Consider the following 10,861-nt stretch of genomic DNA (forward strand, 5'->3'; position numbering starts at 1 on the left):
GACCACCGCGACCACGTCGACCGGCAGGTCGCCGCTGCGGGCCCGGAAGAGCAGGTCGTTGAGGCAGTGGTCGTAGCGGGACACCATGATCAGGACACGGCGCCGGGTGCCGCCCGGCCGCGGCCAGCGCGGTCAGCGGCACACCACCGAGGTACGCCGCCCCCAACTCCCGTACCGAGAGCGCCATCTCGGCCGCGTCCGACGTACGCCCGCAGGTCGCCCCCTTCGTGTCCCCGCTCAGCCGCCACCGCCCGGAGTTCCACGGGCAGAAGTCGTCCACCACCTCGAACACCACGTCCACCGGCGTCTGGTAGGTCCGCGCCTCGAGCGCCGCCCCCACGTCCACGAGCCGGAGGTACAGCGCGTCCTTCAGCCGCGGCAGGCACCGCCGGATGTCGGACACCAGGTACTGCCACGCGTCGTCGACCGGACGCATCCGCACGCTCAGCGTCGACGTCAGGTCGATCCCGTACAGGAACCGCCACAGCGCCGCCCCGCTCGCCGGGTCCAGCGCGTCCAAATCGCTCAGCACCACCGTGCCCTCGGGTCCGCCGTTGCCCCAACTGGGCTTGACCCGGTAGCGCGCGTACCCCGTGACCTCTCCGTCCCGCTCGGCGACCACGCACTGCAGCGGCGAGGCGCCGCCCCGCTCGCTCTCCGGATCCAGCAGCGTCAGCCGCGCCCAGCCGGCCGGCCGCTCCACCATCCCGGGCCGGGTCGGCACCAGCCGCGCGTACACCGCCTCGCAGGCGTCGAGCACGTCGGCGGGCGCCGCGTACCGCAGCCGTACGTCGTCGGTGCCGGCCGGGACCGACAGCCCGGCCCGGTTGGTGTCGATCTCGGCCTGCAGCTGGAAGGTCGCCGCCCCGTACCCGAAGCGGCCGTAGATCGCCGGCTCGGAGGCGGTCAGCACCGCCAGCGGCTCGCCCCAGGACCGTACGTCGTCCAGCTGCCGCCGCATCATCGACGTCAGCACGCCGCGCCGCCGGTGCGTGGCGGCCACGCTGACCATCGTCACCCCGGCCGCGGACACCGGCGCGCCGCCGGGCACGGTCATCCGGAAGCTGTACGCCCCCGCCGTCCCCACACACACGTCCCCGTCCCACACGCCCAGGGAACGGTCGAACTCGGTGACCGACCGCCACGCCTGCCGCTCCTCCGCCGACTCCGGAACCCCGCCGAACGCGCGGATCAGGTTGTCGTACCAGGGGTCCCACTCGTCCTGCCGCAGCACTCTCGGTCCGGTCACCGCATCACTTGCCATACGGCATGCGTACCAGGACGGTACGGAACGGGCGAGCGAATTTCTCCACGGCGGCGGCGTGACGGGCTTCGGTGAGGTTCACGGACAATTGGGGTCTCGGACGGGGGACAAGTGGGACCTCCCGTGCCAAGCAGCAGGTTCGATGGATAGGGTCCCGAACTAATGGCAGCAGGACGAGAACGGCGCGCGGAAGCCGAGACGTTCACGGCCCGGTGGAAGATGCAGTGGCACCGGGCCCGCGTCGGCGTGCGCAAATCCGCCGTCGACTACTTCCGCGGGGACGGCTCCGAGTGGATCGCGTTCGGCGGGCTGTTGCTGACCATCCCGCTGATCGCGGTGCTGACCCTCGTCAACTCGGTCTGGTTCTCGCCGGTCGCGCTCGTGCTGCCCGTCGTCGTCGGCGGGCTGCTGCTGCGCCCGGCGAGCCTGCTCGGCCTGTACGCCGTCGCGGCCACGGCGCTGATCGTGGAGTCGGTGCGGCTCGGCCCGTACACCGAGGGCCCCTCCCGGGTCACCCCGGGCGTGGTGCTGGTGGTCGCCGCCTGTGGCTTCGTCGGGCTGCTGATCGCCCAGTTCCGCAGCCGGGTCGGCGTGCCCTGGCGGCGTGGCGGCACCATGCTGTTCGACCTGCGGGAACGCATCCGCGTGCAGAGTACGCTGCCGCAGCTGCCGGACGGCTGGCACCACGAGATGGCCCTGCGGCCGGCCGGCGGCCAGTCCTTCTCCGGCGACTTCGTGGTCGCCGCCCGTACGAACGGCGGCCGCACCCTGGAGGTCGTCCTCACGGACGTCTCCGGCAAAGGCATGGACGCGGGCTCGCGGGCGCTGCTGCTGTCGGGCGCGTTCGGCGGCCTGCTCGGCAGCCTGCCCCCGCACGCCTTCCTGCCCGCCGCCAACGGCTACCTCCTGCGCCAGGACTGGCAGGAGGGCTTCGCGACCTCCATCCACCTGGTGCTGGACCTGGACTCCGGCGACTACGAGCTGTACACCGCGGGCCACCCGCCGGGCCTGCAGCTCAGCGCGGGCAGCGGCCGCTGGGAGGAGAAGGCCGCCGAGGGCCCGCTCCTCGGCGTCTACGACGGCGCCCAGTTCGACCCGGTCAAAGGCTCCCTGCGGACCGGTGACGTACTGATGCTGTTCACCGACGGCATGGTGGAGACCGCCGACCGCGACATCACCGAGGGCATCGACCGCCTCACCGGCGAGGCCGACCGCTACGTCGCCGGCGGCTTCCGCGGTGCCGCCTGGCACCTGATCGAAGCGGTGGCCAAGGACGTCAACGACGACCGCGCCCTCCTCCTCATCTGCCGCGAGGGCCCGACGGCCCAGGCGGCACGCTGAGCCCGCGGCGGCTTGTCCTGCCGCCGCGGGCATCCGGACTCCGGATCACCGCGGCGACGCGGGAGCCGGCCGACGTCCCCGACGCGCTCACGGACAGGGGCGGCGCGGAGGGGGACGTCACGCCGGCGTTCGGCTGCGGTCCCGGGGAGGAGGCGCCGACGGACGCGGCGCCCCGGGCCGTGGAGGCCCTCGCCACCCGGCACGGCCCGCGGTTCGTGCCGGTGCGGATCCGCAGGACCCGACGCGACCTGTCGGTGCCACCGCGCTTCGAGGGCCCGGGCGTCCCGTACGCCGTCGTGCTCGGCGCCGAGGAGGTCCGCACCCTGCCCGGCGACCGCGCCCGGCGCGTCCCCGCTCGCGCGGCCGCCACGCGAACCGGGCCCGCGGACCCGCCCTAGGAGCTGACCGTCCCGGTCTTCTCGCGCTCCGGCTGCTGCTCCGGCTGCTGCTCCGCCTGCCGTCGTTCGCGGGCCTGTTCGCCCGGGTCCTGCTTGAAGGCCCACTTCATCTCGGGCTCCATCACACAGCGGAAGACCCGCCGCACGGGCCGCGTGCACATCAGGGTGACGGCCACCGCCGTGAGCGCGGAGACGACGAGCCAGCCGAGCGGGCGGTGCAGCCAGGCGGGGTCCAGCCAGTCACGGTACTCGGCGCCCCTGACGAGGAAGCCGTGCAGCAGGTAGCCGCACAGCGTGCCCGAGCCCAGGGCCGTGAACCAGGTCCGGCGCCCCGGGACCCAGGCGAAGAAGCAGGCGGTCAGCACCAGCGAGCAGCCGAACATGGCGAGCATCATGACCGGGCCGACCCACCAGGGCGCGCCCAACTCCTGTGCGGAGGCGCGGTGGTAGAACCAGGAGGCCCTCATCCGCGGCACCGCCCACCAGCCGACGAACAGCGCCGCCGCGGCCACCGGCACCGACGCGATCCGCACCGAACGGCGGCGTACCAGCGCGAAGTGCTCGGGCCTCAGCCCCAGACCCAGCACGAAGAACGGCAGGAACTGCAGGACCCGCTGCAGGTCCAGGTCGTCGCCGATGTCCGGGCTGAGCGACGCCAGCATGGAGATGCCGAGCGCGATCGGCAGTGGCCGGCGGACCAGCTTCCACAGCGGGGTGGTCAGCCGCCAGATGAACAGGGCGCACAGGAACCACGTCAGGAACCACGGGTCGAGGAGGCTGATCTCCTGGTCCGGGCTGTGGTCGACGTAGCGCTTGAAGAGGGTGTAGGCGGTCTCGAAGACGACGTACGGCACGACGACGCCGGTGACCAGCCGCTTGAGCCGGTCGGGCCGGGAGTCGAAAGTGCGGGAGAAGAAGCCGGAGATGATGATGAACGCCGGCATGTGGAAGGCGTAGACGACCATGTAAAGGGCCTGCAGGACCCGGCTGTCGTCCTTCAGCGGCTCCCAGGCGTGCGCCACGGCCACCAGCACGATCGCCACGTACTTGGCGTTGTCGAAGAACGCGTCGCGCTGCTTGCCGGATCTTCCGCCGGTCTCGGCCGATCCGCGCGGATCCGGCGTTCCGGGAGCCGGCGACCGTGCCGGGGGGAGCGGCGTTCTGCTCTGGCCGGGAAATGAGGCAGCGGAAAACATCTCAGGCACCCTAGCGTTGTCTGTGGGAATCCGTAAAACAGGGTGGCGGTCAGAAGATCACGGGCGTCGCGCCCGGGCGTCATCTGCATCATCATCACCCTTGATGTCGGCATTCATCCTGATTAGTTGATGCGTCAGGACGCGCCCGGGCCCCTCCACCGCAACAATTTGATTTCCCTGAGAACACGATGTGTGGACATGGAAAAGGAATCTCCGAATTCTCAGTGGGGACGGCACGGCGGCCCGCGTCGAATTTCCGTACGAGGCACGATGGAAGAAGAGCACCGGCCCCGGGACTCCCGGTGCTTGTGCCCCGGCCCCGGCCGATGATGCGTCAGCCCCCGCATACAGGAGCCGTGTTGGTGGCACGATGGTTCCAGCGGGGCGCGCGGGGCCGGTGTCCCCGGGCCGGGAGAGCGGACCGACCGAGGGTGTGATCAGTTGTGGCCATTTCACTGTCCGTGGTGCTGCTGTTGGCGATCATCCTGGTGGTGTTGCTCCGAGGGGGGTCCATCAAGGCGGGGCCGGCCATCGTCGCCGTGCTCTTCGGCTTCTTCCTCGCCTCCACCGGCATGGCCCAGCCGATCAGCCGCTTCCTGGACTCGATAGCGCAGACGATCAACTCGATCAGCTTCTGAGCGGCGTCGGGGCACCCGGAAACGATCAGGGCCAGGCGGGAGTCCTCCTCCGACCTGGCCCTGAGTCGTTTGGAGCGGGCGACGGGAATCGAACCCGCGTAGCCAGTTTGGAAGACTGGGGCTCTACCATTGAGCTACGCCCGCACACAGTGCGCGCCGCGAGTCTGCCGACCGCGGCACACCAGGCATCGTAGCGGGTCGAGGGGCGTCGCCGCACACTCCGGGGGCGTGCACATGGTCCCGTGCGCCGATCATGCGCATCCGCGAGCCGTCGGGCGGGGGCCGGTGCCCGCTCTCCGCCCCCGCGACCCGTGTGCCTCCGGATGCGCCTCGGTGCTGGGAGAACGCGGCGGCCGCACTGCCTGCGGCCATGTACTCTACGTGTCGCACACCAGACGGGGTGTGGCGCAGCTTGGTAGCGCGTCCGCTTTGGGAGCGGAAGGCCGTGGGTTCAAATCCCGCCACCCCGACCATCCGCCGGCCGCTGGTCGGCGCCACTGCGCGTGATCGCCTTTTGGGGCGTCCAGTGGCTGCGGTTACTATGCAAACTGCGCGCCCGTGTGTCCGGTCCTGCTGGGGCTGCGAACGCCTCCGGGCGGCGAAACATCCGCCGGAACCGTCCGGCCCCGGCAGAATCCAAGAAGTCAGCCACAAGGAGACCGAACCGTGAAGAGCGCCGTGGAGACCCTGAACCCGACCCGGGTTCGGCTCACTGTCGAGGTGCCCTTCGAGGAGCTCAAGGACAGCCTCGACGCGGCGTACAAGAAGATCAACCAGCAGGTCACGGTGAAGGGCTTCCGCAAGGGCAAGATCCCGGCCCGGGTCATCGACCAGCGATTCGGCCGCGGTGCGGTTCTGGAGGAGGCCGTCAACGACGCGCTTCCGAAGTTCTACACCGACGCGGTCAACGAGGCCGAGCTGAACCCGCTGGGCCAGCCCGAGGTCGACATCACCGAGCTGAAGGACGGCGAGACGCTGAACTTCACCGCCGAGGTCGACGTCCGCCCGACCATCGAGATCCCGGACTACTCCGGCATCGAGGTCGAGGTCGACGCCGTCGAGGTGACCGACGAGGACGTCGAGAAGGCCGTCGAGCAGCTGCGCGAGCGCTTCGCCTCGACGACCCCGGTCGAGCGCGCCGCCGAGGACGGCGACGTGGTGACCATCGACCTGGAGGCCAAGGTCGACGGCGAGGTCCTCGAGGACGGCGTCGCGAACGGCGTCTCCTACACCATCGGCTCCGGTGAGCTGCTGGACGGCATCGACGACGCCGTGAAGGGGCTCGAGGCGGGTGGCGAGGCCACCTTCACCTCCGAGCTGAAGGGCGGCTCGGCGGCCGGCCGGGAGGCCGAGGTCACCGTCAAGGTCACCCAGGTCGCCGCCCGGGAGCTGCCCGAGCTGGACGACGACTTCGCTCAGCTCGCCTCCGAGTTCGACACCCTCGAGGAGCTGAAGGCCGACAGCCGCAAGCGCCTGGAGAACATGAAGCAGTTCGACCAGGCCACGCAGGCGCAGGAGCGCGTGCTGGACAAGCTGCTCGAGCTGGTCGAGGTCCCCGTCCCCGAGAAGCTGCTCGAGGACGAGGTCAACACCCGCAAGCACAACCTCGAGCACCACCAGCTCGGCCAGATGGGCCTCACCCTCGACCAGTACCTGGAGATCCAGGGCAAGACCGCCGAGGAGTTCGACACCGAGACCCGCGAGGCCGCGGTCAAGGGCATCAAGACCCAGTTCGTGCTGGACGAGCTGGTCAACAAGGAGAAGTTGGGCGTCAACCAGGAGGAGCTCACCGAGCACCTCATGCGGCGTGCGGCCTCCTCCGGTATGTCCCCCGACCAGTTCGCGCAGGCCGTCGTCCAGCAGAACCAGGTTCCGATGCTGGTCGGCGAGGTCGCCCGCGGCAAGGCCCTGGCCGTCGTGGTCGAGGCCGCGACCGTGAAGGACACCAACGGCGAGATCGTCGACCTGGACGACGACGAGGACGAGAGCGCCGAGTCCGCGGAGACCACCGAGGCCTCCGCCGAGGACAAGGGTGAGGGCGAGGAGAAGGCCGAGGCCTGAGCCGTAAGGCACCTCCCATGCGTAGAGGACGGGCCCCGGGTACGTTGTGACCTGGGGCCCGTTCGCCTACCCAAGGGGCGCGGGGCCGCGGGCGCCACGGCGTACGCCCCCGGCGAACACCCCCGGAACCGGGATGGCACCGCAGGGCCTGCGCGTTAGGGTCCTTGAATACGAGGGCAGGGGAGTCCCCGAACATCGCCGGACGGCCCCACGCCCCGGCAGAACACGTAAGACGGCCCCGTGCCGTCGTAAGACGAGCAGGTGGATACGTGACGAATCTGATGCCCTCCGCCGCCGGCGAGCCTTCCATCGGTGGTGGCCTCGGCGACCAGGTCTACAACCGGCTGCTCAACGAGCGGATCATCTTCCTCGGCCAGCCGGTCGACGACGACATCGCGAACAAGATCACCGCACAGCTGCTGCTCCTTGCCGCCGACCCGGACAAGGACATCTACCTCTACATCAACAGCCCGGGCGGTTCGATCACGGCCGGCATGGCGATCTACGACACCATGCAGTACATCAAGAACGACGTGGTGACCATCGCCATGGGCCTCGCGGCCTCGATGGGCCAGTTCCTGCTCAGCGCCGGCACCCGCGGCAAGCGCTTCGCGCTGCCCAACGCCGAAATCCTGATCCACCAGCCCTCCGCCGGCCTGGCGGGCTCGGCCTCGGACATCAAGATCCACGCCGAGCGGCTGCTGCACACCAAGAAACGCATGGCGGAGCTCACCGCCTTTCACACCGGCCAGACGGTCGAGCAGATCACCCGCGACTCCGACCGCGACCGCTGGTTCGACGCCCACGAGGCCAAGGGGTACGGCCTCATCGACGACGTGATCACCTCGGCCGCCGGCATGCCGGGCGGCGGCGGCACCGGGGCCTGAGCCGCCCACGGGGGCCGCTCGGCCCCCTGAGCCGCTCCCGCGGAGTCCCCCCGGGCCCGGGAGGCGTCCGAGACGTCCGTGGCCTCCGTGAAGCCCAGCCAGCCCCCAGCCGACCGCCCAGCCCCCTTCCAGGAGAGACACCGTGAACGACTTCCCCGGCAGCGGCCTCTACGACCGTACACGCGCCGAGTACACCGGCCCCACGGCCGAGTCCCGCTACGTCATCCCGCGCTTCGTGGAGCGCACCTCCCAGGGCATCCGCGAGTACGACCCGTACGCGAAGCTCTTCGAGGAGCGCGTGATCTTCCTCGGCGTCCAGATCGACGACGCCTCCGCCAACGACGTCATGGCGCAGCTGCTGTGCCTGGAGTCGATGGACCCCGACCGGGACATCTCGGTCTACATCAACAGCCCCGGCGGCTCCTTCACGGCGCTGACGGCCATCTACGACACGATGCAGTTCGTGAAGCCCGACATCCAGACGGTCTGCATGGGCCAGGCGGCCTCCGCCGCCGCCATCCTGCTGGCCGCCGGCACGCCGGGCAAGCGCATGGCGCTGCCGAACGCCCGCGTGCTGATCCACCAGCCCTACAGCGAGACCGGCCGCGGCCAGGTCTCCGACCTGGAGATCGCCGCCAACGAGATCCTCCGGATGCGCGCGCAGCTGGAGGAGATGCTGGCCAAGCACTCCACCCAGCCGATCGAGAAGATCCGTGAGGACATCGAGCGCGACAAGATCCTCACGGCCGAGGAGGCGCTGTCGTACGGGCTGATCGACCAGATCATCTCCACCCGGAAGATGAACAACGCCTCCGTCCGCTGAGGCGAGGGCAGTGACGTCTGCCGCTCTTTGGCACGGTTCACGTCGAAGTGGGAAGTGAACCGTGCCAAGGGAGGCCCGAACGGGGGGCCCGGCAAGGTACCGTCGACATAAGGCAGCACCAGGAGCCGCTGGACTCAACGCGTCCAGGCGTCTCCCAGGCGAAGGGGAAGCACACCGTGGCACGCATCGGTGACGGCGGCGATCTGCTCAAGTGCTCGTTCTGCGGCAAGAGCCAGAAGCAGGTCAAGAAGCTCATCGCAGGGCCCGGTGTGTACATCTGCGACGAGTGCATCGACCTCTGCAACGAGATCATCGAGGAGGAACTCGCCGAGAGCAGCGAGGTGCGTTGGGAGGAACTTCCCAAGCCCCGCGAGATCTACGAGTTCCTGGACGGGTACGTCGTCGGCCAGGAGGCCGCCAAGAAGGCCCTGTCCGTCGCGGTGTACAACCACTACAAGCGCGTCCAGGCCGGCGAGAACGGTGGCGGTCAGGGCCGCGAGGACGCCATCGAGCTCGCCAAGTCCAACATCCTCCTGCTGGGCCCCACGGGCTCCGGCAAGACCCTGCTGGCCCAGACGCTGGCCCGCATGCTGAACGTCCCGTTCGCCATCGCCGACGCCACGGCGCTGACCGAGGCGGGGTACGTGGGCGAGGACGTCGAGAACATCCTGCTGAAGCTGATCCAGGCGGCCGACTACGACGTCAAGAAGGCCGAGACCGGGATCATCTACATCGACGAGATCGACAAGGTCGCGCGCAAGAGCGAGAACCCCTCCATCACGCGCGACGTGTCCGGCGAGGGCGTCCAGCAGGCCCTGCTGAAGATCCTCGAGGGCACCACGGCCTCCGTCCCGCCCCAGGGCGGCCGCAAACACCCGCACCAGGAGTTCATCCAGATCGACACGACGAACGTCCTGTTCATCGTGGGCGGTGCCTTCGCGGGCCTGGAGAAGATCATCGAGGGGCGCGCGGGTGCCAGGGGCATCGGCTTCGGCGCGACGATCCGCTCCAAGCGGGAGCTGGAGGACAAGGACCAGTTCGAGGACGTCATGCCCGAGGACCTGGTCAAGTTCGGCATGATCCCGGAGTTCATCGGCCGCCTGCCGGTGATCACTTCCGTCCACAACCTGGACCGCGAGGCCCTGCTCAAGATCCTGGTGGAACCGCGCAACGCGCTGGTGAAGCAGTACCAGCGCCTGTTCGAACTCGACGGCGTGGAACTCGACTTCGAGCGCGAGGCCCTGGAGGCCATCGCCGACCAGGCCATCCTCCGCCAGACCGGCGCCCGCGGCTTGCGCGCCATCATGGAGGAGGTCCTCCAGGGCGTGATGTACGAGGTCCCGTCCCGCAAGGACGTGGCCCGCGTCGTCATCACGGCCGACGTCGTCCTCTCCAACGTCAACCCGACCTTGATCCCCCGCGACGTGCGGGGCCGGGGACCGGGCGAGCAGAAGACGGCGTAACGCCGCGGCACGGACGACAGACAGGAGGGGCCCCGGTCGAGTCGACCGGGGCCCCTCTCGCCGCGCGGGTGTGCGTCAGGCCTCGACGCGGACCTCCTTGCGGAACTTCGCGGTGAGTTCGGCGTCGGCCGCCGGGTCGCTGCTCTTGCCCGACATGAGGTTGGCGACGTCCATCGGCATGAGCATGCCGAGCGTGCTGTGGTCGCCCCAGATGCAGACGGTCATGCTGATCTCCTTCGGCCCGCCCGCACCGCCGGAGGAGTTGTCGACCTTGGCCTGCTGACACTTGAGGACCGCGCCTTCGAGCGAGGCCGGCTCGTACGCCTTCGGCTCGCCGACCAGCGTGGCGGCGTCGTCGTCGCCGTCCTTCTTGGCCTCGTCCTTCATGTGCGCGAACATCGCGTCGACGGTCTTCTCGGGATCGTCGATGGAGCCGTAGACGCCGGCGAACTGGATCACCCTGCCGCTCAGGGGGTTGTCCTTGTCCCCGGCCTGGTACTGGGCGCCGACGTCCTTGGGGTTGTGCACGCCCCACTTCTCGGCATCCTTCACGTCCTTCTTCGACAGGGTGCCGCTGTCGCTCTTGGACTTCTTGTACTCCGTCAGCACCGTCGCCGGCGTCGTCAGCTTGTGCGGGCCGTCGTCCTTCACCGAGCTGCCGCCGCCCCCGCCGATCAGGAAGTACGCGCCCACCGCGATCGCCGTCACGACCGCCACCGCGCCGATGACCAGGGCCGCCGTCTTCCCCTTGCCGCCGCCCGGGGCCGGGGGCTGGGGAACGGCGCCGTAC

At 69.8% G+C, this 10,861-nt stretch carries 10 protein-coding genes and 2 tRNA genes; 8 read left to right on the forward strand and 4 right to left on the reverse strand.

The features are described 5' to 3' along the window. On the reverse strand, positions 1 to 1,264 hold a 1,264-nt coding region (locus tag C1I97_RS22090; RefSeq protein WP_111004955.1), incomplete at its 3' end, for a GNAT family N-acetyltransferase. Positions 1,265 to 1,426: 162 nt separating this feature from the next. Between C1I97_RS22090 and C1I97_RS22095 the strand changes: the two genes are divergently transcribed. Next, a complete protein-coding gene (locus C1I97_RS22095) occupies positions 1,427 to 2,605 on the forward strand; it encodes a PP2C family protein-serine/threonine phosphatase (RefSeq protein ID WP_111004948.1) in 1,179 nt (392 codons plus the stop codon). A 44-nt stretch (positions 2,606 to 2,649) separates the two neighbouring features. Then, entirely contained in the window at positions 2,650 to 3,003 is a 354-nt protein-coding gene (locus C1I97_RS41640; RefSeq protein ID WP_441349139.1) for a DUF6177 family protein, read from the forward strand. On the opposite strand, the gene C1I97_RS22105 is transcribed toward C1I97_RS41640, so the two are convergent. Beyond that, on the reverse strand, positions 3,000 to 4,199 hold the full coding sequence (locus C1I97_RS22105; protein WP_111004949.1) for an acyltransferase family protein: 1,200 nt from the start codon (positions 4,197 to 4,199) through the stop codon (positions 3,000 to 3,002). The two genes, C1I97_RS41640 and C1I97_RS22105, sit on opposite strands and share 4 nt — an antisense overlap. Positions 4,200 to 4,642: 443 nt before the next feature. Between C1I97_RS22105 and C1I97_RS22110 the strand changes: the two genes are divergently transcribed. Beyond that, positions 4,643 to 4,837, forward strand: coding sequence for a hypothetical protein (locus C1I97_RS22110; RefSeq protein WP_073946722.1), 195 nt, complete (start codon positions 4,643 to 4,645; stop codon positions 4,835 to 4,837). Between the two features lie 70 nt (positions 4,838 to 4,907). On the opposite strand, the gene C1I97_RS22115 is transcribed toward C1I97_RS22110, so the two are convergent. Further along, positions 4,908 to 4,981 (reverse strand) — tRNA-Gly (locus C1I97_RS22115). Positions 4,982 to 5,233: 252 nt separating this feature from the next. Here C1I97_RS22115 and C1I97_RS22120 point away from each other — a divergent pair. From C1I97_RS22120 to clpX, 5 genes are all read left to right on the forward strand, one after another. After that, a tRNA-Pro gene (locus tag C1I97_RS22120) sits at positions 5,234 to 5,310 on the forward strand. 193 nt (positions 5,311 to 5,503) lie between these two features. Then, complete coding sequence (tig, locus tag C1I97_RS22125; RefSeq protein WP_111004950.1) at positions 5,504 to 6,898, forward strand: trigger factor; 1,395 nt, start codon at positions 5,504 to 5,506, stop codon at positions 6,896 to 6,898. Positions 6,899 to 7,179: 281 nt separating this feature from the next. Further along, positions 7,180 to 7,785: an ATP-dependent Clp protease proteolytic subunit gene (locus C1I97_RS22130; RefSeq protein WP_111004951.1), complete on the forward strand. Its 606-nt coding sequence runs from the start codon at positions 7,180 to 7,182 to the stop codon at positions 7,783 to 7,785. 142 nt (positions 7,786 to 7,927) lie between these two features. After that, positions 7,928 to 8,608 carry an ATP-dependent Clp protease proteolytic subunit gene (locus C1I97_RS22135; RefSeq protein ID WP_111004952.1) on the forward strand — a complete coding sequence of 227 codons (681 nt, stop codon included), beginning with the start codon at positions 7,928 to 7,930 and terminating at the stop codon, positions 8,606 to 8,608. A gap of 176 nt (positions 8,609 to 8,784) precedes the next feature. Beyond that, the gene (gene clpX / locus C1I97_RS22140; RefSeq protein WP_111004953.1) at positions 8,785 to 10,071 is read left to right on the forward strand and encodes an ATP-dependent Clp protease ATP-binding subunit ClpX; all 1,287 of its coding nucleotides are present in this window, start codon (positions 8,785 to 8,787) and stop codon (positions 10,069 to 10,071) included. Between the two features lie 75 nt (positions 10,072 to 10,146). Here clpX and C1I97_RS22145 read toward each other — a convergent pair. Beyond that, on the reverse strand, positions 10,147 to 10,861 hold a 715-nt coding region (locus tag C1I97_RS22145; protein WP_111004954.1), incomplete at its 5' end, for a hypothetical protein.

It is taken from the genome of Streptomyces sp. NTH33 (genome assembly GCF_003236365.1).
Classification (GTDB): Bacteria; Actinomycetota; Actinomycetes; order Streptomycetales; family Streptomycetaceae; genus Streptomyces.